The sequence below is a fragment of the Paraburkholderia sp. SECH4 genome, from assembly GCF_030511745.1.
GTDB classification, from domain to species: Bacteria; Pseudomonadota; Gammaproteobacteria; order Burkholderiales; family Burkholderiaceae; genus Paraburkholderia; species Paraburkholderia madseniana.
Genome location: NZ_JALOCP010000002.1, coordinates 1 through 23,522, shown reverse-complemented (window position 1 = coordinate 23,522; position 23,522 = coordinate 1). Strand labels below are relative to the sequence as shown.

The window sequence follows — 23,522 nt, the reverse complement described above, 5'->3', positions numbered from 1 at the left end:
TTTACTTCTTGCCCTTGTCGGGTTCGCTGATGAAGCGCATGCCAGCGGCACGAATCGCGAAACCGTTCGGATAGCGCAAGTCCGCATACTCGATATCCTTTCCCCAACGTTGCGTCACCGCGTTCCACGCCGCGGTCAGGCGCCTGCTCCGATCGAGCAATGTGTCCTGATTGCGTTCGCGTCCAAGTTCCACCTGCATGCCGTTCGACAGCTTCACCGTCCACGCGTAACGCGGCGACAGCGTGACTTCTTCGGGCGTCGCGCCCAACGGCGCAAACCACTTCTTGAAGTCGCTATAACGCGCGACGACTTCCTTGGCCGTACCGTCCGGTCCGTCGAACGCGGGCAGCTCTTCTTCGAGCTCGCCCTGGTTCGCGGTGAACAGTTCGCCGTCCACGCTTACCAGTTGATCGCTGCCCCACGTTCCTAGCGGTTTGTACTCTTCAAGCGTGACAGCCAGTGCGTTCGGCCAAACCCTCCGCACACTCGCGTGACGCACCCATGGCATCTGCTCGAACGCCTGGCGCGCGACGTCGAGATCCACCGTAAAAAAGTTGCCTTTCAAGCGCCCTACTACACCCGCGCGCACCGTCGGCGAATTGATGTGCTCGGTGTCGCCGTCGATCTGGATTTCGCGTAACGCGAAATTCGGACGCTGGATGAGCCAGTAACCGCCTGCCGCCAGCAGCACGAGCACCAGCAACGCATGCAATGCGTTGGCGGCGAGATTGAGCTGGCGAACGTTGTTCCACATGGAGTTGCTTTCGGGTTGCCCCGGTTAGTCCTTTGTTAATCCTTGAGCGTCAGCGCCAACACGCCGACCACCAGTTCCTGATAGCTGATGCCCACCGCACGCGCCGCTTTCGGCGGCAGCGAGTGATCGGTCATCCCAGGCGCCGTGTTCACTTCGAGGAAGTACGGGTTGCCATCTGCGTCGAGCATGAAATCGGCACGACCCCAATCGGTGCAGCCAAGTACGTCGAACGCGCGGCGCGCCAGCACTTTCAGGCGCGACTCTTCGTCAGCCGCCAGACCGCACGGAATCAGATACTGCGTGTCGTTCGCGATGTACTTCGCGTGGTAGTCGTAAAACTCGCCGGCCGGCACGATGCGGATCACCGGCAGATCCAGATCGCCGGCGATACAGGCCGTAAATTCGCCGCCGCCCTCGATGCTCTTTTCCACCACGACGATCTTGTCGTACTTGACCGCTTCAAGCAGCGCTGCCGGCAATGCGTCGGCGCTTTTCACCTTGATCACCGCGACGCTTGAGCCTTCGCTGGCCGGCTTCACGAACAGCGGCAAGCCAAGCTTCGCGACGATGTCTTTTGCGCGTGCTTCGTAGTCGTCGCCGCGCAGCACGGCCTCGAATGGCGGCGTCGGAATGCCGAGTTGCTGCCACACGAGCTTGGTGCGGAACTTGTCCAGACCCAGCGCCGAGCCGAGCACACCGCTACCGGTGTAACGGATGCCGTAAAAATCCAGCGCACCCTGAATCTGGCCGTTTTCGCCATAACCGCCGTGCAACGCGTTGAACGCGCGCACGAAGCCTTCGTCCTTCAATGCGGCGAGCGGACGCTCGGCCGGATCGAACGGATGCGCGTCGATACCGGCGTCGCGCAGACCTTGCAGCACGAGGCGGCCGGAATTGAGCGACACCTCGCGCTCGGCGGAATCCCCACCGAGCAGCACTGCTACTTTGCCGAACTGTTTAGGGTCGATGCTGCTCATTTCACTCACACCTTCGTTTCTTGCGCCAGGCGACCCGGCACACCGCCGATCGAACCCGCGCCCATCGTGATCACCACATCGCCGTCGCGCACCACTGCTGAGAGCGCGTCCGGCACTTCATCAACCGTATCGACAAACACCGGTTCGACCTTGCCCGCCACGCGCAACGCGCGCGCGAGAGCGCGGCCATCCGCGGCGACGATCGGCGCTTCGCCGGCCGAATAAACTTCGGTCAGCACGAGCGCGTCGACGGTCGACAGCACCTTCACAAAATCTTCGAAGCAATCGCGCGTACGCGTGAAGCGGTGCGGCTGGAAGGCCAGCACCAGACGCCGCCCCGGAAACGCGCCACGCGCCGCCGCAACCGTTGCCGCCATTTCGACCGGGTGATGGCCGTAATCGTCGACCAGCGTGTATGCGCCGGCCGGATTGCCTTCCGATACGACCGGCACTTCGCCGTAGCGCTGGAAGCGTCGGCCCACGCCGTTGAAATCCGCCAGCGCTCGCTGGATATCGGCATCTTTCACTTCAAGTTCAGTCGCAATTGCAATTGCGGCCAAAGCGTTCTGCACGTTGTGCTCGCCCGGCAGGTTCAAGACGATGTCGATCGGCGCCGCGTCTTCGCGCATTGCCGTGAAATGCATCTTGCCGCCGTGCGCTTCGACGTTGACCGCGCGCACCTGTGCGTCCGGCGCAAAGCCGTAACGGATGATCGGCTTCGACACGAACGGCAGGATCTCCTTCACGTTCGGATCGTCGACGCACAGCACCGCGATGCCATAGAACGGCAGGCGGTGCGTGAATTCGATGAACGCCTGCTTGAGCCGCGCGAAGTCGTGGCCGTAGGTGTCCATGTGATCGGCGTCGATGTTCGTGATGACTTCGATCACCGGGAACAGATTCAGGAACGACGCATCCGACTCGTCCGCTTCGGCGACGATGAAATCACCCGTACCCAGACGCGCATTCGCGCCCGCGCTGATCAGGCGACCGCCAATCACGAACGTCGGATCGAGCCCGCCCGCCGCCAGCACGCTCGCCACTAGCGAGGTGGTCGTGGTCTTGCCGTGCGTGCCGGCAATCGCGATGCCCTGTTTCAGGCGCATCAGTTCCGCGAGCATCACGGCGCGCGGCACGATCGGAATTCGGCGATGACGCGCGGCCAGCACTTCCGGGTTGTCGCTGCGCACTGCTGTGGAAACAACCACAGCGTTCGCGCCTTCGATGTTCTCCGCCGCATGGCCGATCGCGATGCGTGCGCCGAGTGCGGCGAGGCGATCGGTGATCGCGTTGCTCGACAAATCCGAGCCGCTCACCTGATAGCCGAGGTTGACCAGCACCTCCGCGATGCCGCTCATGCCGACACCGCCGATGCCGACAAAGTGAATGTGTTTGACGATGTGTTTCATTGCTTTCCTTCTGGGCTCGCGCCCGAAATCGAACCCGCCACAGTCGCGCAAATCTTTGCGACCTGTTCCGTGGCGTCGGGTTTCGCGAGCGAGCGCGAACGCTCTGCCATCTCTGCGAGGGTTTCTCGCGTCTGGCTGCGCAACCAGTCGGCGAGCATTTCCGCCGACAGATCGCGTTGCTGCACGACCAGCGCCGCACCGTTGTCGGCGAGGAACGCTGCATTAGTGGTTTGGTGATCGTCTACTGCAAACGGGAACGGCACGAAGAATGCCGCCACGCCTACTGCTGAAATCTCCGACACGGTCATCGCACCCGAGCGGCAGATCACCAGATCCGCATTCGAGTACGCGCTTGTCATGTCGTCGATGAAAGGCACGAGTTCCACATCGGCACCGGCCTGCAGGCACGCTGCCGCATAGTTCTCGCGCAGTGCTTCAATATGCTTCGCGCCCGCCTGATGCACGATGCGCGGACGTTCATTCGGCGCCAGCAGCGCAACCGCGCGCGGCACCACTTCATTCAACGCCGCCGCGCCCAGACTGCCGCCCACCACCAGTACATTCAACGGACCGCTGCGCGCTGCGTAGCGTGCTTTGGGTGCAATTGCGCCCGCAAGTTCCGCACGAATCGGGTTTCCGGTCCATTCGCCATGCGGCAGCGCATTCGGAAATGCAACCAGCACGCGTTTCGCGACTTTCGCGAGCACCTTGTTGGCGAGACCCGCAATCGAATTCTGTTCATGCAACACCAGCGGACGGCCGCTCAATGCGGTCATCAAACCCGCCGGGAACGTGATGTAACCGCCCATGCCGAGCACGACATCCGGCTTCACGCGACGCAGCACACTCAAACTCTGCGAGCAGGCGCACAGCAGATTGAGCGGCAGCATCAGCTTGGTCTTCAGGCCCTTGCCGCGCAGCCCGCCGAAGCGCACATATTCCATCGGGATGCCGTGCTTCGGCACTAGCGTGGCTTCCATGCCCGCGGGATTTCCGAGCCATACGACCTTCCAGCCCCACGCCTGCATCAGGTGCGCGACCGCGAGCCCCGGGAACACGTGTCCCCCGGTGCCACCGGCCATCACCATCAGCGTGCGTTGCGGGAGAGCCGTCATACCTTCCCTCCGCGCATGAGCACCCGGTTCTCGTAGTCCACACGCATCAATACGGCCACTGCCACGCAGTTCAGCACGATGCCCGAGCCGCCGTAGCTGACGAGCGGCAACGTCAGACCTTTGGTCGGCAGCAGGCCGAGATTCACGCCCATGTTGATAAAAGTCTGCGCGCCGAACCAGATGCCAACGCCCTTCGCGACTAACCCGGCAAACGTCCGGTCAAGTGCGAGCGCCTGACGGCCGATCTCGAACGAACGGCGCACGATCCAGTAAAACATCAGGATCACGACGAGCACTCCGACAAAACCCAGTTCCTCGCCGATCACCGCGAGGATGAAGTCGGTATGTGCTTCCGGCAGGTAGTTGAGCTTCTCGACACTGCCGCCCAAACCCACGCCAAACCATTCGCCACGCCCGAACGCGATCAACGAGTGCGTCAATTGATAAGCCTTGCCTTGCGCGTAACGGTCGTCCCACGGATCGAGGTAAGCAAAGATCCGCTCACGACGCCACGGTGATGCCCATACCAGCAAGCTGAACGTACCGACCGCAGTCGCCACGAGGCCGCCGAACAGCTTGCCGTTCACGCCGCCGAGGAACAACACGCCCATCGCGATCGCAGCGATCACCATGAACGCGCCCATGTCCGGCTCAAGCAGCAGCAACGCGCCGACGAGACCCACTGCAACTGCCATCGGCAGAAAGCCCTTGGCGAAGCTGTGCATGTATTCCTGCTTACGCACCGTATAGTTCGCCGCGTAAATCGTCACGGCCAGCTTCATGATTTCCGACGGCTGCATGTTCGTGATGCCGAGCGGAATCCAGCGACGCGCGCCGTTCACGCCCTTACCGACGTGCGGGATCAGCACGATCACCAGCGCGGCCAGCGAAATCAGGAACAGCTTCGGCGCGTACTTATCCCACGTCGAGATCGGAATGCGGAACGACACGACGCCGATCACCGAGCCCATCACCACGAAAATGATCTGGCGCACGAGGAAGGCATAGTCGCGGTACGACGCGTACTTCGGCGAATCGGGCATCGCGATCGACGCCGAATACACCATCACGACGCCGAGCCCGAGCAACGCGACGACCACCCACAGCAGCGAGTGATCGTAGTCGAGCATCCGCGAGCGCAGCGGACGCACGCCGTTCACGGCGCTCGCGAGACCACTGCCGCCGGTGCGGCCGGAGGTGCGGCCCGTGCTACCCGTATCGCCATTGCCGGCACGGGAGCCGGCCAGGCGCGAACCGAAACGTTCCGACCAGCTCATATTATCGTCCCCCGTTCAGCCGCGATGTCTTCCACCGTGCTGCGGAACACCGCCGCGCGATGGGCGTAACCCTTGAACATGTCAAAGCTCGCGCAAGCCGGCGACAGCAACACGGCGTCCCCGGGTTGCGCCAATGCGGTGGCGGCCCGCGTCGCGTCTTCGAGCGTCGCGTGGTCGGTCATTGCGATGCCGGTGTCTTCCAGCGCGGCGCGGATCTGCGGTGCGTCGCGGCCGATCAGCATCACGGCGCGGCACCAGCGCATCACCGGCTCGGCGAGCGGCTCGAAATCCTGACCCTTGCCGTCGCCACCGGCGATCAGCACCGCACGCTGCGCGAGACCGTCGAGCGCAGCAACCGTCGCGCCGACATTGGTGCCCTTGCTGTCGTCGACGTAATCGACGCCTTCAATCGAGGCGATCAATTCCACGCGATGTGGCTCGCCACGGTATTCGCGCAGACCGTGCAGGAGCGGCGCGCCAGGCAGACCGATCGCGCGCGCCAATGCGTACGCGGCCAATGCGTTGGCGGCGTTGTGCAGGCCACGGATACGCAATGCGTCCGCCGGCATCAGGCGCTTGAGCGCGATGTTCTTCGGTGCCGCCACTTCGTTCTTGCGACGGCGCGTCGGCGCGGGTTCGTCGCTGACGTCGCGATCGTGCGCTTCGACCAGCCAGATCATGCCGTTGTCGCGCAGCAGACCATAGTCGCCGTCGTTCTTCGGCTCGGTCACGCCGAACGTGACCATTGCGACGTCACCGTCCGAAGGCGTGAGCGCCATCACTCGGGCGTCATCGCGATTCAATACGCGCACGGTTTGTGTACCGAAGATGCGGCCCTTCGCGGCAGCGTACGCATCCAGGCCACCATGCCAATCCAGGTGATCTTGCGTGATGTTCAAGACGACCGCTGCATCCGGAGTAAACGTGTGTGCAGTTTCCAGCTGGAAGCTCGACAGTTCCAGCACCCACACGTCAGGCAACGCGGTGTTGTCGATCGCTTCGCTGAGCTTGTCCAGTGCCGCCGGGCTGATGTTGCCCGCCACCGCGACCTTCTTGCCGGCGCGTTCGCACAAGAGGCCAGTGAGGCTCGTCGTCGTGGTCTTGCCGTTGGTGCCGGTGATCGCGATCACCTTTGGCGCATAGCCGCTTTCGCCAAGCGTCTTCAATGCTTGCGCGAAGAATTCGAGTTCGCCCCACACGGGGATGTCTCGCTCACGCGCCGCAGTGATGAGCGGCAGCAAGTCAGCGGCGAGCGGCGACAACCCCGGGCTGATCGCGACGAGTTCGACGCCTTCGAGCAACGAGAGCGAGAACGGGCCGCCGACGAACTCGGCATCGACGCTGTGCGCTTCCAGCGCGGACAGGTTCGGCGGCACTTCGCGCGTATCGGCCACACGCAGCCGACAGCCGTGCCGCGCGCACCAGCGCGCCATCGCGAGACCGGATTCACCGAGTCCCAGCACGAGCACCATCGGCTTTTGCCGATCCCGAAACTTCTCGCCAAACATCGCCTGCTTCCCCTAAATACGACTTAACGCAACTTGAGCGTGGACAATCCGAACAGACACAACATCAACGTGATGATCCAGAAGCGCACCACCACCTGCGTTTCCTTCCAACCCGACAATTCAAAATGGTGATGCAGCGGCGCCATTTTGAAGAGACGCCGCCCTTCGCCGAAGCGGCGCTTGGTGAACTTGAACCACGTCACCTGCAACATCACGGAAAGCGTCTCCGCGACGAAAATGCCGCCCATGATGAAGAGCACAATTTCCTGACGCACGATCACGGCGACCGTGCCAAGTGCGCCGCCGAGCGCGAGCGCCCCGACGTCGCCCATGAACATCTGCGCCGGGTGCGTGTTGAACCAAAGGAACGCGAGCCCTGCCCCGCCCATCGCCGAACAGAAGATCAGCAATTCACCGGCACCGGGGATATGCGGAAACAGCAGGTACTTCGAATAGACCGAACTACCCATCACATAAGCGAACACACCGAGCGATGCACCGACCAGCACGACCGGCATGATCACGAGGCCGTCGAGACCATCGGTGAGATTGACCGCGTTACTCGCGCCGACGATCACCAGATACGTCAGTACGATGAAGCCCCATACGCCGAGCGGATAGCTGATCGATTTAACGAACGGCAGCATCAGGTCGGCGCGCGCCGGCAAGCCCATCGACAAGCCGCTGCGCACCCACGCCATGAACAGGTCGAACACGCGCACGTTGCTCGCTTCGGACACGCTGAACGCGAGATACACCGCCGCGAACAGGCCGATCACCGACTGCCAGAAATACTTTTCGCGCGACGACATCCCGCGCGGGTCCTTGTAGACCACCTTGCGGTAATCGTCGACCCAGCCGATCACGCCGAAACCGAACGTGACGAGAATCACGATCCAGATGAAACGGTTGGTCAGATCGGCCCACAGCAACGTTGCCACGGCGATGCCGAGCAGAATCAACACGCCGCCCATCGTCGGCGTACCGGATTTGACGAGGTGCGTTTGCGGACCGTCTTTACGAACGGCCTGACCGACCTTCATCGCGGTCAGCTTGCGGATCACCGCCGGGCCACAGACGAGCCCGATCAGCAGCGCGGTGATGGTGGCCATCACCGCTCGGAAAGTCAGATAACTGAACACGCGCAAGAAGCTTGCGTCATTCTGCAGCCATTGCGCCAGCGCCAGTAGCATGCTTCGGTCCTTCTATTTCAATGTGCAGCGGGCGTATTGCCCGCTGCGTTGGGTTGTGGACTCGTTACGGCGTCCACCACGCGTTCCATTTGCATGAAGCGCGAGCCTTTCACGAGAAGCGTTGCAGCGGCGCCAAAACCCGCCTGCTGCAATTGCGCGACCAGCGTGCCGACATCGGCCACGTGATGTGCGCCCGTGCCATACGCGGTGCAGGCGTCGCGCGAGGCGTCGCCCATGGCGTACAGGACGTCGATACCGCGTTCTTTGGCGTAGGCACCGATTTCACGGTGAAACGCCGGGCCGTTGTCGCCGACTTCGCCCATGTCGCCCATCACCAGCACGCGCGGTGATTCGCGCGACGCGAGTACGTCGATCGCCGCGCGCATTGAATCGGGGTTCGCGTTGTAGGTGTCGTCGATCACCGTTGCGCCGGCGAGTGTGCCGAGCGCGGCGCGCTTCACCTGCAAACGGCCTTTCACGGCGCCGAACGATTCGAGGCCGCGCTTGATTGCGTCGAGCGACACGCCTGCAGCGAGCGCGGCGGAAGTCGCGGCCAACGCGTTGTGCGCGTTGTGGTTGCCGAGCACTTGCAGCGTGACGTCGACGTGGCCTTCCGGTGTGTCGATGCTCAGAACGTTGCCGGTGAACGTGCCGGTTACGGCGGCTTCGGTCACGCGCTCGGCGGTGTTCAAGGCGAAGTCGATGATGCGGTTGCCGGTTGCGGCGACGCGCCAGATGCTTGCGTAGGCATCATCGGCCGGGAACACGGCGACGCCTTCCGGCGTGAGCGCGTGAATCACGCTGGCGTGTTCGAGCGCAACGGCTTCGACTGTCGCCATGAATTCCTGATGCTCGCGCTGTGCGTTGTTCACCACCGATACCGTCGGCTCGGCGATCTTCGCGAGCAGCGAGGTCTCGCCCGGATGGTTCATGCCGAGTTCGACCACCGCCAGTTGATGCGCGGCGTGCAGACGGAACAGCGTGAGCGGCAAGCCGATATCGTTGTTGAAGTTGCCAGCAGTCGCGAGGCGTGCGTCCGCGCCGACCGCAGCGGCGAAGATCGATGCGATCATTTCCTTGACCGTCGTCTTGCCGTTGCTGCCCGTCACGGCGACGAGCGGCATGCTGAATGTGCGCCGCCAGCCGCGCGCAAGTGCACCGAGCGCGAAACGCGTATCGGCTACGCGCAAAGCGGGCACGTGCCAGTCTTGAGGCGTGCGCGTCACCAATGCCGCCGTGACGTTACGCGACGCGACTTCCGGCAGGAAATCGTGCGCATCGAAACGCTCACCCTTGATCGCGACGAACAGATCGCCCGGACCGACACTGCGGCTATCGGTCGAAACACGTTCGAACGTGACGTTGTCGTCACCCAGCACGGTGGCGCCGGGGATCAGCGCAGCGGCTTCACGCAGCGAGAACATTGCGGTACGCCGCCCGGTCATTCGCCACCTCCGCGTGCGTGCGTCGCCCGTGCGGCGAGCGCAAGGCGAGCATGGTCCTGATCGGAGAACGCGCGTTTCTTACCCATGATTTCCTGTGTTGCTTCGTGCCCCTTGCCGGCCAGCACGATGACATCTTCGCGCGCGGCGCAGCGGATCGATTGCAGGATCGCACTTGCGCGGTCTTCGATGCGACGGGCCTTCGACGCGTCTTTCATGCCTGCGGCAATCTGCTCGATGATCGACTGCGGATCTTCGCTGCGCGGGTTGTCGCTCGTCACGACGACGCCGTCGGCGAGCTTCTCGGCGATCGCGCCCATCAGCGGACGCTTGGTCGCGTCGCGGTCGCCGCCGCAACCGAACATGCAGATCAGTTCGCCGCCGCGTGCGGCCGCCATCGGGCGCAGTGCTTCCAGGGTCTTTTCCAGCGCGTCCGGCGTGTGCGCGTAATCGATCACGACGAGCGGCTCATCGTTCTGCAAACGGCCGCCGAGACGCTGCATGCGGCCATTTACCGGTTCGAGCTTCGCCAGTTCGGCCAGTGCGGCGTCAAAAGGCACATCAGCGGCAAGCAATGCGCCGAGTACGCCGAGCAGATTACTGACGTTGAAAGCGCCGAGCGTTTGCACTTCGACGTCGGCATTGCCCCAGTCGGATGTGGTCAGGTGAAACGCGGTGCCGATCGCGGTGGCGCGCACGTTCGAGGCGAGCAGCAACGCGTCGGCTTGCGGCGCGTCTTTGAGCGCTTCGTCGAGACCGAAGGCGACCGTGCGAGCATGGCCCTTCGTGCTCGCGAGCAGCCGACGACCTGCAGCGTCGTCACGGTTGATCACCGCGGCGCGCAGTTCCGGCCATGCGAAAAGACGCGCCTTCGCCGTTTCGTACGCTTCGAACGTACCGTGATAGTCGAGGTGGTCCTGTGTGAGATTCGTGAACACGGCGATGTCGAACGCCGTGCCGTTCACGCGGCCTTGATGCAGCGCGTGCGACGACACTTCCATCGCGACTGCTTGAGCGCCGGCATCGCGCAATTGCGCGAGACTGCGTTGCAGTTGCGGCGCGTCGGGCGTCGTGAAACCGGTGTGTACGAGTTGACCCGGCAGACCGGTGCCGAGCGTGCCGATGATCGCACAACGCTTGCCGAGCGCGGTCAAGGCTGCCGAGATCCATTGGCTGCAGGAGGTCTTGCCGTTCGTGCCGGTGATACCGACCGTCAGCATGCCGTCGCTCGGATCGTTATACCAGGCGCTCGCAATCGAACCGGCGAGTTCGTTCAACGCCGGCACGGCCAGCGTAGTGGACGAATCGATCGCACCGCTAAAGCCTTCGGGCTGAACCAGCACGGCTGCCGCGCCACGCTCGATCGCGCCGTCGATGAACGGACGGTTGTCCGCGCCGTCGACCGCATAGGCGAAAAACGCGTCGCCCGCTGCAAGCGAGCGCGTGTCGGCGTGCAGATGCGCGCCTGGCTGCACGCGAGCGTGCAGCCAGTTGAGTGCGTCGGCAATTTGCCGGTGCGCTGGGTGCTTCTTACGCAGCGCGCTCATCGCACAACTCCGGGATGGCTTTTCGCGTTGGCGGAAATCGTCATTTTCTTCGCGCCGGCGCTGGTGGAAAGTTTCTTGACCGTTGCGGGCGAGGGCGGTGCGCCTGGCGCAGCAGGCGCTGAGTCGTCCGACACGACCATCTGTTTGACCGGCATATCCGGCGGCACATTCAGCGAACGCAGCGTGTCGCCGACAATCGACGAGAACACCGGACCGGACACCTGACCGCCGAAGTGGCTGCCCGCCGTCGGTTCGTCGACCGACACGGCGACGACGATGCGCGGATTCGGCATCGGCGCCATGCCGACGAACGAGGCGCGGTACTTGGAGTGGTCGTAGCCGTGAGCACCATGCTTGTACGCAGTGCCGCTCTTGCCGCCGACGCGATAGCCCGGCACGGCCGCATCCGGCGACGTGCCGCCAGGCGCCGTGACGGTTTCAAGCATCGCCCGCACTTCGCGAGCGGTGGTGGGCGCGAAAATTTGCGGCCCCGTGGCCGGCTGATCGCCAGGCGTGCGGAAAATCGACACCGGCATGATCTCGCCGTCATGCGCAATCGCGGTGTACGCACGGCCCAACTGGAACAGCGACACCGACAAGCCGTAGCCGTACGACATGGTCGCCTGTTCGATGCGGCGCCAGCTCTTCCACGGACGCAGACGGCCCGCCGCCGCGCCCGGGAAGCCGACCTTCGGCGCCTGGCCGAGACCGATGCTGGTGTACATGTTCCACATCTCTTCGGGCTTGAGCTGCATGGCGATCTTCGTCGCGCCGATATTGCTCGACTTCTGGATCACGCCGCCTACAGTCAGCACGCCGAACGCGCTGTCGTCGGTAATTGGCGCACCGTCGAGCACAAAGCGGCCCGGCCCCGTATCTACCAGTGTAGTCGGCGTCACGCGGTGCAGGTCGAGCGCGAGCGACACCGTGAACGGCTTCATGATCGAACCCGGCTCGAAGGTGTCCGTGAGAATGCGGTTGCGAAGTTGGTCGCCTGTGAGGTGCGAACGGTCGTTCGGGTTGTACGTCGGGTAGTTAACCAGCGCGAGCACTTCGCCGGTTCGCACGTCGATCACCATCGCCGCGCCGGCCTTCGCCTTGAATTTCTCGACGGCCGCTTTCAGGTTCGTATAAGCGATGTACTGGATCTTGCTGTCGATAGAGAGATCGACGTCCTGGCCGTTGTGCGGCACGACCTGTTCGTCCACATCCTCGATGATGTGACCCATGCGGTCCTTAATGACGCGGCGGCTGCCCGACATGCCGGCCAGCAACTTCTGGTCGCCGAGTTCGACGCCTTCCTGGCCTTCGTCTTCCACATTGGTGAAGCCGATCAGGTGAGCCGTGATCTCGCCTTCCGGATAAAAGCGCTTGTACTCGTCGCGTGCGTAAATGCCGGGGATGTCCAGCTCGGTGACTTTCTCGGCGACGTCGACCGGCACCTGCCGCTTCACGTAGACGAAGTTCTTGTCCTCGGACAGCTTGGCGCGCAACTCCTTGTTCGTCATGCCGAGCAGCTTGCCGAGCTGATTCAGCTTGTCGGCCCCGAGGTCGTCCGGCACCGAATCGGGAATTGCCCAGATCGCGCGCACCGGCAGACTCGTGGCGAGCACGAGGCCGTTGCGGTCGAGAATCTTGCCGCGCGTGGCCGGCAGTTCGAGCCGGCGCTGATAGCGGATTTCACCCTGCTTCTGATAGAAGGCGTTGCCCGGCCCCTGAATCCAGAAGGCGCGCGCGGTCAGCGCGACAAACGCCATGAACAGCATGAACACGACGAGTTTCGAGCGCCACATGGGCAGGCGCACCGACAGGATCGGGTTCGCCGAAAAGGCGACGCTTTTGCGAGTCGACGATTTTTTCATCGCACGCCTCCGCGACGGCTCGCGACCGGCGCCGACGCCGGGCCGGAAGTCGGGATCGGTGCGTCCTCAGCCTTGGCGGCGCCCGGATCGAGCGTCAGGTACTGGGTGCGCCCGGTCGTGACTGATTGCATCTTCAGGGAATCAGTGGCGATCTGCTCGATGCGCGACGTCTTCGACAACGCGCTCTGCTGATATTGAAGCTGCGAATAATCCTGCTGCAACTGGCGCTCCTGCGATTGCGCGCGCTGCAACTGGATAAAGATCTGACGCTGCTGATTGGTAGCGTTGACGACCGACAAAGCGCAGCCCATCACGATCATCAGCAGGAAGATATTGAGGCGGCTCATGGCGCGATCCGCTCCGCCACACGCATCACGGCAGAACGGGCGCGCGGGTTCGCGGCGACTTCAGCGTCGCTGGCGAACACGCGGCCAATGATTTTGAGCGGAGGGCTCGGCAAATCGACCGCACGAATCGGCAGACGGCGGTCCACCGCAGGCGTACTGGCGTGCGCCTGCATGAATCGTTTGACGATCCGGTCCTCGAGCGAATGAAAGCTGATGACCACCAGCCGCCCCCCTTGCTCCAACAGCGACAACGCTGCTTCTAAAACGACTTGCAGCTCCGCAAGCTCTTGATTGATGTGAATCCGTATAGCTTGAAAGGTGCGGGTTGCCGGATCCTTGCCCTTCTCACGGGTTTTGACGACGTTAGCCACGATTTGGGCAAGCTCGCCCGTGCTGACGAGAGGCCCAAGACGGTCGGACTCTGCCCGGCGAGCAACAAGCGCCTTTGCAATCTGAAAAGCAAACCGTTCTTCCCCATAATCTCGTATCACCTCCGTCAGTTCCTGCACCGTGGCCCGCGCCAGCCAGTCAGCCGCAGACTCGCCGCGCGTCGGGTCCATCCGCATGTCGAGCGGGCCGTCGGCGCGGAAACTGAAACCCCGCTCCGGGTCGTCGACTTGCGGCGACGACACGCCCAGATCCAGCAAAACACCCGACACCCGCCCTACCCCGCGCTCCGCAATCGCGTCACGCAGTGAAGCAAAACTCTCGTGCACGATGCCAAAGCGCGGATCCGCAATCTGCTGGGCCGTGGCGATGGCGAGCGGGTCTTTGTCGAACGCGATCAGGCGTCCGGCTTCACCCAGCTTCTCCAGCACCAGGCGGCTATGACCGCCGCGCCCAAACGTACCGTCCACATAAACGCCGTCCGCGCGCGTGACCAGCGCTTCAACCGCCTCTTCCAGCAGCACCGTGCGATGCTGCAATTCGTTTCCCATCGCAGGTGCCATATATGTAGTCCGCGATCAGAACGTGAAATTCTTTAACGCTTCGGGCATGCCCTCAGCGATCGCTGCCTGTTCCTTTGCTGCGTAAATTTGTGCGTCCCACAATTCAAAATGACGACCCATGCCGAGCAGGTTCACTTCCTTTTCCAGCGAGCCGGCCGCGCGCAATTCCGGCGACACGAGCACGCGGCCCGCGCCGTCCATATCGACGTCCATGGCATTGCCGAGAAAAATGCGCTTCCACCACGCCGCGTTCATAGGCAACTTGTCGACCTTGTCGCGAAAGATCTCCCATTCCGGGCGCGGAAAGAGCAACAGGCAGCCGTCCGGGTGCTTGGTGATCGTCACCCGGCCCTCTGCCTGTGTTTGCAGCGCGTCCCGATAGCGAGAGGGAATCGACATCCGCCCTTTCGCATCGAGCGTCAGCGCCGACGCCCCTTGGAACACTTCGCTCTCCCGTGTCGGCGTTTTTTTCGCCGGCTGTCCGATTCGTGAAAATCTACCCGAAACCGCCTGTGAGATCACACAAAAATACACTTTCTCACACTGTCTCCCACTTTAGAGTAACGCTAAACAGGGGTCAAGGGAGATACGCGCTTTTCGAGCGAATTTTGTTTGTTAGAACAAGGACTTAGCGCGACTCCTTCACGTCAGACATAAAACGGAAAACCGTTATAAATGAATGAGCTAGTGAATCTTGTGAAGGTGATACGTGAAAAGTGCGAGGGAAAGGCGCGGAATGTAAGAGATCGTGAAGCGGGATCGGGAGGTGTTTGCTGGCGTTCCGGGTATTTCAAGCGGACGGCGCGCGAGGCGCCGCCCCACTCTCAGGCGGTGCGTGAGCAGAGGTCTCGGACCTATATATAGTAGGCGGTGCGTGTCATGACTTTCGATACCGCTCGCATCAGCGCTCGCGCAGGGAACGGTAGTTCGACGCCGCCCGCGTCCATGGCGGATTTGCCGTGCTCCGCTTCATCTACGCGCATCTGTTCGACGATCGCGCGTGACTCGCGGTCGGCCGCAGGCAACTGATCCAGATGGCTATCCAGATGCTGTTCGACCTGGCGCTCGGTTTCGGCCATGAAGCCGAGACTCACCCGATCACCCAGGCGGCCTGCCGCGAGGCCGATTGCCAGCGCACCTGTATACCAGAGCGGGTTCAACAGACTTGGACGCGAATCGAGCGCCTCGAGGCGTTTGGCGGTCCACGCCAGATGATCCTCTTCTTCTGTGGCAGCGTGATTAAACACAGCTCGCAAAGACGGCGACCTGGTAGCAAGTTTTTGAGCCTGATAAAGCGCTTGGGCGCACACCTCACCGACGTGGTTCACACGCATCAAACCGGCCGCATGCGCGCGTTCCGCCGGGGAGAGCTCGGCAGGCTCCGCCGCCGATTCTTGCGGAATCGGCAATGGACGACTCATCCGCGACACGCCGGTTATTGAGCGTAAACCCCTATCAAACTCGCTAATCAACTCGTCCAGAAACATTCAGCACTCCCTGATTCGACAACCGCCCCGCCGCGCTGACAGGTCCCCGCGACAAGACTTTGCGGGGTAAACCCGGCGTCGCGAAGGCCTTGAATTCAAACGATTCCGACGGCCAATTTCAGATTTTAGACCATGTTGCGTAAACGAAACAGGACCGGTCCCGGCCGTCTCCTTTTTCTTTGTGCCATGTAGGCCTTTTGTTACATTACGTGCAACTTCTCGCGAAGTTGGACAAGCAAGGCCTCAACGCTAGACAAATATTCGCCTTGTACAAAAGATTCGTAATCCTTGGAGATCATTCGATGAAAAAGTCGCTTCTCGCTCTCGCAGCACTGGGCGCATTCGCAGGCGTCGCTCATGCTCAGAGCAGCGTGACCCTGTACGGTATTATTGATGAAGGCTTCAACATCAACACCAACGCTAACGGCAAGCACCTGTACAACCTGTCCAGCGGCGTTCTGCAAGGCTCGCGCTTCGGCCTGCGCGGCACCGAAGATCTGGGCGGTGGTTTGAAGGCAATCTTCGTGTTGGAAAACGGCTTTGACGTGAACACCGGCAAGCTGGGTCAAGGCGGCCTGATGTTTGGTCGTCAAGCTTACGTCGGCCTGTCGACGAGCCAGTTCGGCACGGTTACGCTGGGTCGTCAGTACGACTCCGTGGTTGACTATGTCGGTCCGCTGGAAGCCGGTGACCAATGGGGTGGCTCCATCGCAGCTCACCCGAGCGACCTCGACAACTTCAACAACTCGTTCCGCACCAACAACACGGTCAAGTACACGAGCGCAAACTACGGCGGCCTGACGTTCGGCGGCACGTACAGCTTCGGCGGTCAAGCCGGCAATTTCTCGCAGAACCAGATCTGGTCGTTGGGCGCTGGCTACAACAACGGCCCTCTCGTTCTCGGCGTTGGTTACTTGAACGCACGCACCCCGGCAAATTCGGGCGGCCTGTTCAACACGCCTGCCACGCCGTCTGCGGCAGCCGCAGCTGTGACGTCGGGCGTGTACACCGGCTTCGCGTCGGCTAACACGTACCAAGTCATTGGTGCAGGCGGTGCATACACGTTCGGCGCAGCAACGATCGGCGCAACGTACTCGAATATCCGCTTCGGGAACTTGGGCGCTACGTACCATTCGCCGTTCGCGGGCCAATCGGCTACGTTCAACAATGCGGAACTCAACTTCAAGTATCAGTTGACCCCGGCGTTACTGGTCGGCGCAGCATATGACTACACCCGCGGTGCGGAAATCCAAGGTCAATCGCGCGCTCAGTACCACCAAGGTGCAGTTGGCGTGGATTACTTCCTGTCCAAGCGTACCGACGTGTACGTGACGGGTGTGTACCAGCACGCTTTGGGCGAGACGCTGAACACTGCAGGTGGCCTGACTCCTGCAACTGCATCCATCGCCAGCATCACCCCGTCGGCGAACCAGAACCAGTTCACGGCTCGCATCGGTATCCGCCACAAGTTCTAATAAGTCGTAATAAAGCAGTTTGCCTCAAAGGCGCCTTCGGGCGCCTTTTTTTATGGCCGCGCACCCGCGCAGATCAGACTTGGTTGGCGTGGAGGCGACGGGCCAAAGAGAAAGGCCCGGCAGACTTCCGTCTGTCGGGCCTTTCTCTTTCTTTCGTGCAATGCTTTACTTCGCGCCCGCTTTGGTCGGGCCGATGGGCCTGATGCGCTTACGCCCGGCCGTCGCGCAACTCGCGACGCAGAATCTTGCCAACATTGCTCTTAGGCAACTCTGTACGGAATTCGACGATCTTCGGCCGCTTGTAGCCGGTCAATTGCTGTTTGCAATACGCGAAGATATCCGCATCGGTAAGCGCCTGATCCTTCTTCACTACAAACAGCTTCACCGCTTCGCCCGAATGCTGATCCGGCACGCCGACCGCGGCGACTTCGAACACGCCCGGCAGCTTGGCAACCACGTCCTCGATCTCGTTCGGATAGACGTTGAAGCCGGAGACCAGAATCATGTCCTTCTTCCGATCGACGATCTTGACGAAGCCATTTTCGTTCATCAAGCCGACATCGCCCGATTTGAAGAAGCCATCCGGTGTCATAACCTTGGCCGTTTCGTCCGGGCGGTTCCAGTAACCCGCCATCACTTGCGGGCCACGGATGCAGATTTCTCCCGGCTGGCCGAGCGGCACCTCATTGCCTTCGTCGTCGCGAATCGAGATTTCCGTCGACGGCAGCGGCAAACCGATCGTGCCACTATATTCCGTAACGGTGACCGGATTGCAGGTGACGCACGGCGAGGTCTCCGACAGACCGTAGCCCTCGATGATCGGCCTATGTGTGTGCTCGAACCAGCGCTTGGCGACCGCTTCCTGCACCGCCATCCCGCCGCCATTTGCTGCGATCAGCTTCGAAAAATCCAGTTTGTGGAAGTCTGGGCTGTTCAACATCGCGTTGTACAGCGTGTTGACGGCGGGAATCGTCGTGATCGGATAACCTTCCAGCGCCTTGATCATGCCGGGGATATCGCGCGGATTCGGAATCAGCACGCCGAGGCCGCCAGTACGGATCGTCAACAGCCCGCAGACCGTCAGCGCAAAGACGTGATAAAGCGGCAACGCAACAACCGTGACGAACTGATCGATGTCCTTGCGGTTCGCGCGAACCGGATCGAGCCAGATTTCCGACTGCAACACGTTGGCGATCAGGTTCCGATGCAGGAGCGTCGCGCCCTTGGCCACGCCGGTCGTGCCGCCTGTGTACTGTAGAAACGCGACGTCGTCTGGACCTTGCTGGACCGGCTTAAAACTCTGGCGACCGCCTTCGGCGATCGCCGTGTTGAATTTGACGTGGCCCGGTAGACTCCACGCCGGTACCATTTTCTTCACGCGCCGCACGACAAAGTTCACCAGCGCGCCCTTCACGCCCATCAGATCGCCCATTGCGGCGACGACGACGTGCTTGATCGACGTATTGCGCACGATCGCCTGCAGCGTGACAGCGAAGTTTTCGAGCAGGATGATCGCTTCCGCGCCGCTATCCTTGAGCTGATGCTCGAGCTCCCGCGGGGTGTAGAGCGGGTTCACATTCACCACAACGTAGCCCGCGCGCAAGATCGCCGCAATCGCGACAGGATATTGCAGCACGTTCGGCATCATGATCGCGATGCGCGCGCCGCGGGCAAGACCCTTCGACTGAAACCACGCGGCCAGCTTGCGCGAGAGCTCGTCGAGCTCGCCGTAGCTGATCTCCTTGCCCATGCAGACAAACGCCGGTTTGGCGCGGTGGTCGCGGAAGGCTTCTTCGAGCAGTTCGGCGACGGACGAATAGCGAGTCGGGTCAATCTCTGCGGGAACGCCGGGTGGATAAGATTTCAGCCAGATTTTGTCCATGCAGCGTCTCCTCCTTTATTTTCGAATGGTCGTGCTAAAAACGCATCGTAGCATGGGCTTCCCTGTGTTATTCGTGAAAAGCGGCCAGGTTAGACTGCAACCTCGAACCCGTTAAGAGCCGTTGCAGCGGGATTTTTGAACGTGTTTCAGGCGCGTTCGACTTCGACGAGGCAGTCGTAGAACGTGGCTGATCCACCCAGATCGGTGAGCGCCTGGCTGGTGACCTGATTGGCGTTGCAGCCGTCAGGCGCGAGCTTCTTCCACCAGATTGACAGGCCGACCACGAGCCCTTTACGTGTCTTGTCGGTGACACGGGCGCGCGCCTGCATCGCGCCACGATCGTTGAATATGCGCACCAGGTCACCGTCGGCGATGTTTCGCTGCTGCGCGTCGGCCGGGTGGATGTCCAGGTGCGGCTCGCCTTCTGTCGAGCGCAGGCTTTCGATGTTCACGAAGGTGCTGTTCAGGAAGTTACGGGCAGGCGGCGAGATCATCGCAAGCGGGTAACGAGCGGCGAGTTCAGGCGCACCGTCTTCGGATTCGTAAGGCGGCAGGTAGTCGGGCAACGGATCGAGCCCTTGCAGCGCGAGGCGCTCGCTGAAGAACTCGCATTTGCCGGACGGCGTGCGAAAGCCGCCCTCTGCGAATGGCGCGTCAGGCAGATTCAGTGCGGCCCAGCCGGTTTTCTTTAGCGAGTCCCAGTTCACGCCTTCCAGCGTTTTGTCGTTCCAGCGGAAAGCAGACTGCGCGATAGCGTCGTCACTCTCGTAAAGCGCCGGTTCCTGCAGGCCCATGTGGCGCGCCAGGCCGCGAAAGATTTCCGTGTTCGGGCGTGCATCGCCGACCGGCGCGATCGCCGGCAAGTTGGCCATCACGTGCGTGTGTCCGTACGACTTGTGCACGTCGAGATGCTCCAACTGCGTCGTGGCAGGCAAAAGCAGATCGGCGTAGTCCGCGGTGTCGGTCTGAAAGTGCTCGAGGACGATCGTGAACAGATCTTCGCGTGCAAAACCTGCGGCGACCCGTTCCGAGTCCGGCGCGACCGCCACCGGATTCGAGTTGTAGACGATGATCGCCTCGACTTTCGGGCCGAACGTGGCATCGCCCGGATGCAGCAACGCGTCGCCGATTGCGTTCATATTGATGACGCGCGAAGTCTTGGCGGGCCAGCCCGGCATCAGGTCCGGCCGCTGCAACGCGTGCGAGTCCACTGGCGCCCATCCGCCCGAAGACAGCAACACACCACCCGCCCGCTCGCGCCATGCACCTGTCAGCGAAGGTAAGCAGGCGATTGCGCGCACAGCGTTACCGCCGCCACGCACCCGCTGCAGGCCATAGTTCATCCGGATCGCGGCCTTTTTCGTGCTGCCGTAAAGGCGCGCAAGATTGACGATCACCTGCTCGTCGACACCGCAGATTTGAGCAGCACGTGACGGCGGATAACTGAGCGCGCGGACCTTCAGTTCAGCAAAGCCCAAGGTATGAGCCGCGATGTAGGCGTGATCGAGAAGATTTTCCGTGATCAACACGTTGATCATGCCGAGCGCCAAAGCGCCATCAGTTCCGGGTTTCAGCGCAATGTGCTGGTGGCATTTTTCCGCCGTCAGCGATCGATACGGATCGATCGCGATCAGCCTTGCGCCGCGACGCTTGGCTTCCTGGGCGCGTGTCCAGAAGTGCAGGTTCGAAGCGATGGGGTTCGAGCCCCAGATCAGGATGACCTCGCTTTCGCCGAAAAACTCGGTGAGCATGCCAATGCCGGCGCCGTAGGTGTATTTCAACCCCGCCGCACCGGCGGCTGCACAAATCGTGCGGTCTAACTGCGATGCGCCGAGTTTGTGAAAGAACCGTTGCGCAATGCTGTCGCCTTGGACCAGACCCATCGTACCAGCGTAGCTGTAGGGCATGATGGCTTCGGGCGCACGGCTCGCGATCTCCGACAGGCGCGTTGCCGCGAACTCAAGCGCCTCATCCCAACTGATCGGCTCAAAACGGCCTTCGCCTTTGCGGCCGACGCGCTTCATCGGTGTCGTCAACCGATGCGGATGGTGCACCCGCTCGGCATAGCGGCTGACCTTGGTACATAGCGCGCCTTGGGTCGGCGGATGATCGGGATCGCCGACGACCTTGATCGCCCGTCCGCCTTCGACGGTCACGCGCATCGCGCAGGTATCAGGGCAATCGTGCGGGCACACCGCGCGGGCGAATTCAGTCGGAGCATTCATCGGCGATCCGTCCAGGAGAGCGTTAAGCGGTGGGGCAATTCCGAATTTTATTACGTCCTTTGCCCGTTGCCCCGTATGGTGCCGCCAAAAACGCCTTCGGCGTAGAATCGGTTATCAACGTGCCCGGGCAATATGGCCCCGAGCGATTCCACGCAAAGCAAAGCACAAGCGCACCATCATGAAACTGATCCCAGAAATTCAGGCCGCCCACGGCGAAATTCAAACCCTTCGACGAACCATTCATGCCCACCCCGAGCTGCGTTATGAAGAAACAGCAACTGCGGATCTGGTTGCCCGGACACTTGAGTCCTGGGGCATCGAGACTCATCGCGGATTGGGCAAAACGGGCGTAGTCGGCGTACTGAAGCGCGGTAACGGATCGCGCTCGATCGGACTGCGCGCCGACATGGACGCGCTGCCGATTCAGGAGCTAAACAGCTTCGACCATCGCTCGCAGAACGACGGCAAAATGCACGCGTGCGGCCATGACGGACATACTGCGATGCTGCTTGGCGCGGCGCGCCATCTGGCCAAGCACGGAGAATTTGACGGCACGATCGTATTCATCTTTCAACCGGCAGAAGAAGGCGGTGCCGGCGCACAGGCAATGATCGACGATGGCCTGTTTACGAAGTTTCCGGTCGATGCAGTCTTCGGCATTCACAACTGGCCGGGCATGCCGTCAGGCCACTTCGGCGTGACCGAAGGCCCGATCATGGCGTCCAGCAACGAATTTCGCATTGAAATCAAGGGCGTGGGTTCACACGCGGCACTCCCGCACAACGGACGCGACCCCGTGTTCACCGCGGTTCAGATTGCGAGCGGGCTGCAAAGCATCATCACGCGAAACAAGAAACCGCTCGATACCGCCGTATTGTCGATCACCCAGATTCACGCTGGCGACGCCCTCAATGTCGTCCCCGACGATGCGTGGATCGCAGGGACCGTGCGGACGTTTACCACCGAAACGCTCGATCTGATCGAAACACGCATGCGCAAGATCGCCCAGAGCACGGCAGAGGCTTACGATTGCTCGGTCGATATCCACTTCCATCGAAACTACCCGCCGACCATCAACAGTAGCGAAGAGACCCGCTTCGCGGCGGCGGTCATGAAGGAAATTGTCGGCGTGGAAAATGTCGATGACGCGGTCGAACCGACGATGGGCGCCGAGGATTTTTCATTCATGCTGCTGGCGAAGCCGGGCTGTTACGCATTTCTCGGTAACGGCGACGGTGGGCACCGGGACTCAGGACATGGTGCCGGGCCTTGCATGCTGCATAACGCGAGCTATGACTTCAACGACGAGCTATTGCCAATCGGCGCGACGTATTGGGTTCGGCTGGCGCAGCGATTTCTGGCACAAGAGAAATAAAGCGGCTGAATGGATCTGGGAGACGGCTTGTGATTCGGCCGTCGCTGCCACTGTGCGTATGTCGACGCGCGGCGCTACTGATGTCGGACGTGCTTATCTGGAGCTGACGCGGTACGCGAACGCGCTGCGGATCGGGAAGGAGTGAGACCAGAAGAGCCGGAGCGCTTCGAGGGTCTGACGGCGGCGATGTTTTCTGCGCCTGTTTTTGCCGGGTAAACGCAGAAACCCCACCTTTGCGGGGTGGGGTTTCTGGTCTTGCTGGGGAGCCTGACGATTACCTACTTTCACACGGGAATCCGCACTATCATCGGCGTGGAGTCGTTTCACGGTCCTGTTCGGGATGGGAAGGGGTGGGACCGACTCGCTATGGTCATCAGGCATGACTTGTTGTCGTGCTGGGTGGGTTTGAAACCCGGGCCAACACAACCAATCTGGAAGAAGTAGTTTCTGGTGATGCTCACCAGAGGGAGTTGTGTTGTTCGAGGCACAACAACGATCTCAACCTGTGTGTTCTGCTACCCCATCCGGGGTTCACACGCATCCCCTTCGGGGATCGGACCAGAGTAAGAGCTTTGCATGGGCCCGGAGTAAGTGCTAAAGCACTAACTCCGGCCGACAGCTAAAGCGCTAACTCTGGTCGAGACACACCTGTTATAGGATCAAGCCTTACGGGCAATTAGTATCAGTTAGCTTAACG

At 61.6% G+C, this 23,522-nt stretch carries 18 protein-coding genes and 1 rRNA gene; 2 read left to right on the top strand and 17 right to left on the bottom strand.

All coding sequences use genetic code 11. The features are described from left to right. Position 1: 1 nt before the first annotated feature. From M0D67_RS02900 to coq7, 14 genes are all read right to left on the bottom strand, one after another. Positions 2-754, bottom strand: coding sequence for a cell division protein FtsQ/DivIB (locus M0D67_RS02900; protein WP_154558151.1), 753 nt, complete (start codon positions 752-754; stop codon positions 2-4). Positions 755-789: 35 nt separating this feature from the next. Further along, the gene (locus M0D67_RS02895; protein ID WP_097393451.1) at positions 790-1,731 is read right to left on the bottom strand and encodes a D-alanine--D-alanine ligase; all 942 of its coding nucleotides are present in this window, start codon (positions 1,729-1,731) and stop codon (positions 790-792) included. Between the two features lie 5 nt (positions 1,732-1,736). Then, positions 1,737-3,140, bottom strand: coding sequence for a UDP-N-acetylmuramate--L-alanine ligase (gene murC / locus M0D67_RS02890; protein ID WP_154558152.1), 1,404 nt, complete (start codon positions 3,138-3,140; stop codon positions 1,737-1,739). After that, positions 3,137-4,255, bottom strand: coding sequence for an undecaprenyldiphospho-muramoylpentapeptide beta-N-acetylglucosaminyltransferase (gene murG / locus M0D67_RS02885; RefSeq protein WP_154558153.1), 1,119 nt, complete (start codon positions 4,253-4,255; stop codon positions 3,137-3,139). The genes murC and murG overlap by 4 nt, the downstream gene beginning before the upstream one ends. Then, the gene (gene ftsW, locus M0D67_RS02880; RefSeq protein ID WP_154558154.1) at positions 4,252-5,532 is read right to left on the bottom strand and encodes a putative lipid II flippase FtsW; all 1,281 of its coding nucleotides are present in this window, start codon (positions 5,530-5,532) and stop codon (positions 4,252-4,254) included. Before ftsW ends, murG begins: the two co-directional genes overlap by 4 nt. Beyond that, the gene (gene murD / locus M0D67_RS02875) at positions 5,529-7,040 is read right to left on the bottom strand and encodes a UDP-N-acetylmuramoyl-L-alanine--D-glutamate ligase (protein ID WP_154558155.1); all 1,512 of its coding nucleotides are present in this window, start codon (positions 7,038-7,040) and stop codon (positions 5,529-5,531) included. Before murD ends, ftsW begins: the two co-directional genes overlap by 4 nt. A 23-nt stretch (positions 7,041-7,063) precedes the next feature. After that, entirely contained in the window at positions 7,064-8,233 is a 1,170-nt protein-coding gene (gene mraY, locus M0D67_RS02870; RefSeq protein ID WP_154558156.1) for a phospho-N-acetylmuramoyl-pentapeptide-transferase, read from the bottom strand. A gap of 17 nt (positions 8,234-8,250) precedes the next feature. Continuing rightward, a complete protein-coding gene (murF, locus tag M0D67_RS02865; protein ID WP_174825269.1) occupies positions 8,251-9,678 on the bottom strand; it encodes a UDP-N-acetylmuramoyl-tripeptide--D-alanyl-D-alanine ligase in 1,428 nt (475 codons plus the stop codon). Next, positions 9,675-11,222 (bottom strand): UDP-N-acetylmuramoyl-L-alanyl-D-glutamate--2,6-diaminopimelate ligase, encoded by a 1,548-nt coding sequence (locus M0D67_RS02860; protein ID WP_154558157.1) that lies wholly within the window; start codon positions 11,220-11,222, stop codon positions 9,675-9,677. The genes murF and M0D67_RS02860 overlap by 4 nt, the downstream gene beginning before the upstream one ends. Next, positions 11,219-13,084, bottom strand: a complete 1,866-nt coding sequence (locus M0D67_RS02855) for a penicillin-binding protein 2 (protein WP_154558158.1) — start codon at positions 13,082-13,084, stop codon at positions 11,219-11,221. The genes M0D67_RS02860 and M0D67_RS02855 overlap by 4 nt, the downstream gene beginning before the upstream one ends. Next, positions 13,081-13,431: a cell division protein FtsL gene (gene ftsL / locus M0D67_RS02850; RefSeq protein ID WP_115781101.1), complete on the bottom strand. Its 351-nt coding sequence runs from the start codon at positions 13,429-13,431 to the stop codon at positions 13,081-13,083. Before ftsL ends, M0D67_RS02855 begins: the two co-directional genes overlap by 4 nt. Continuing rightward, on the bottom strand, positions 13,428-14,381 hold the full coding sequence (rsmH, locus tag M0D67_RS02845) for a 16S rRNA (cytosine(1402)-N(4))-methyltransferase RsmH (protein ID WP_154558159.1): 954 nt from the start codon (positions 14,379-14,381) through the stop codon (positions 13,428-13,430). The genes ftsL and rsmH overlap by 4 nt, the downstream gene beginning before the upstream one ends. 15 nt (positions 14,382-14,396) lie before the next feature. Continuing rightward, a complete protein-coding gene (gene mraZ / locus M0D67_RS02840) occupies positions 14,397-14,825 on the bottom strand; it encodes a division/cell wall cluster transcriptional repressor MraZ (protein WP_025647927.1) in 429 nt (142 codons plus the stop codon). Positions 14,826-15,235: 410 nt separating this feature from the next. After that, entirely contained in the window at positions 15,236-15,868 is a 633-nt protein-coding gene (gene coq7 / locus M0D67_RS02835) for a 2-polyprenyl-3-methyl-6-methoxy-1,4-benzoquinone monooxygenase (RefSeq protein ID WP_154558160.1), read from the bottom strand. A 302-nt stretch (positions 15,869-16,170) separates the two neighbouring features. On the opposite strand from coq7, the gene M0D67_RS02830 reads away from it, so the two are divergent. Further along, entirely contained in the window at positions 16,171-17,343 is a 1,173-nt protein-coding gene (locus M0D67_RS02830; protein WP_154558161.1) for a porin, read from the top strand. 208 nt (positions 17,344-17,551) lie between these two features. Here M0D67_RS02830 and M0D67_RS02825 read toward each other — a convergent pair whose 3' ends face one another. Continuing rightward, positions 17,552-19,225 (bottom strand): long-chain fatty acid--CoA ligase, encoded by a 1,674-nt coding sequence (locus M0D67_RS02825; RefSeq protein ID WP_154558162.1) that lies wholly within the window; start codon positions 19,223-19,225, stop codon positions 17,552-17,554. A 146-nt stretch (positions 19,226-19,371) separates the two neighbouring features. Further along, on the bottom strand, positions 19,372-21,450 hold the full coding sequence (locus tag M0D67_RS02820; protein WP_154558163.1) for a molybdopterin-dependent oxidoreductase: 2,079 nt from the start codon (positions 21,448-21,450) through the stop codon (positions 19,372-19,374). Positions 21,451-21,628: 178 nt separating this feature from the next. On the opposite strand from M0D67_RS02820, the gene M0D67_RS02815 reads away from it, so the two are divergent. Beyond that, positions 21,629-22,825 (top strand): M20 aminoacylase family protein, encoded by a 1,197-nt coding sequence (locus tag M0D67_RS02815; RefSeq protein WP_154558164.1) that lies wholly within the window; start codon positions 21,629-21,631, stop codon positions 22,823-22,825. Positions 22,826-23,090: 265 nt separating this feature from the next. On the opposite strand, the gene rrf is transcribed toward M0D67_RS02815, so the two are convergent. Further along, positions 23,091-23,203, bottom strand: a 5S ribosomal RNA gene (rrf, locus tag M0D67_RS02810). Positions 23,204-23,522: the final 319 nt, after the last annotated feature.

Bases quoted from the DNA above. Each gene is read 5' to 3' on its own strand.
- M0D67_RS02900 (WP_154558151.1), bottom strand. From the start codon at position 754: ATGTGGAACAACGTTCGCCAGCTCAATCTCGCCGCCAACGCATTGCAT.
- M0D67_RS02895 (WP_097393451.1), bottom strand. From the start codon at position 1,731: ATGAGCAGCATCGACCCTAAACAGTTCGGCAAAGTAGCAGTGCTGCTC.
- murC (WP_154558152.1), bottom strand. From the start codon at position 3,140: ATGAAACACATCGTCAAACACATTCACTTTGTCGGCATCGGCGGTGTC.
- murG (WP_154558153.1), bottom strand. From the start codon at position 4,255: ATGACGGCTCTCCCGCAACGCACGCTGATGGTGATGGCCGGTGGCACC.
- ftsW (WP_154558154.1), bottom strand. From the start codon at position 5,532: ATGAGCTGGTCGGAACGTTTCGGTTCGCGCCTGGCCGGCTCCCGTGCC.
- murD (WP_154558155.1), bottom strand. From the start codon at position 7,040: ATGTTTGGCGAGAAGTTTCGGGATCGGCAAAAGCCGATGGTGCTCGTG.
- mraY (WP_154558156.1), bottom strand. From the start codon at position 8,233: ATGCTACTGGCGCTGGCGCAATGGCTGCAGAATGACGCAAGCTTCTTG.
- murF (WP_174825269.1), bottom strand. From the start codon at position 9,678: ATGACCGGGCGGCGTACCGCAATGTTCTCGCTGCGTGAAGCCGCTGCG.
- M0D67_RS02860 (WP_154558157.1), bottom strand. From the start codon at position 11,222: ATGAGCGCGCTGCGTAAGAAGCACCCAGCGCACCGGCAAATTGCCGAC.
- M0D67_RS02855 (WP_154558158.1), bottom strand. From the start codon at position 13,084: ATGAAAAAATCGTCGACTCGCAAAAGCGTCGCCTTTTCGGCGAACCCG.
- ftsL (WP_115781101.1), bottom strand. From the start codon at position 13,431: ATGAGCCGCCTCAATATCTTCCTGCTGATGATCGTGATGGGCTGCGCT.
- rsmH (WP_154558159.1), bottom strand. From the start codon at position 14,381: ATGGCACCTGCGATGGGAAACGAATTGCAGCATCGCACGGTGCTGCTG.
- coq7 (WP_154558160.1), bottom strand. From the start codon at position 15,868: ATGTTTCTGGACGAGTTGATTAGCGAGTTTGATAGGGGTTTACGCTCA.
- M0D67_RS02830 (WP_154558161.1), top strand. From the start codon at position 16,171: ATGAAAAAGTCGCTTCTCGCTCTCGCAGCACTGGGCGCATTCGCAGGC.
- M0D67_RS02825 (WP_154558162.1), bottom strand. From the start codon at position 19,225: ATGGACAAAATCTGGCTGAAATCTTATCCACCCGGCGTTCCCGCAGAG.
- M0D67_RS02820 (WP_154558163.1), bottom strand. From the start codon at position 21,450: ATGAATGCTCCGACTGAATTCGCCCGCGCGGTGTGCCCGCACGATTGC.
- M0D67_RS02815 (WP_154558164.1), top strand. From the start codon at position 21,629: ATGAAACTGATCCCAGAAATTCAGGCCGCCCACGGCGAAATTCAAACC.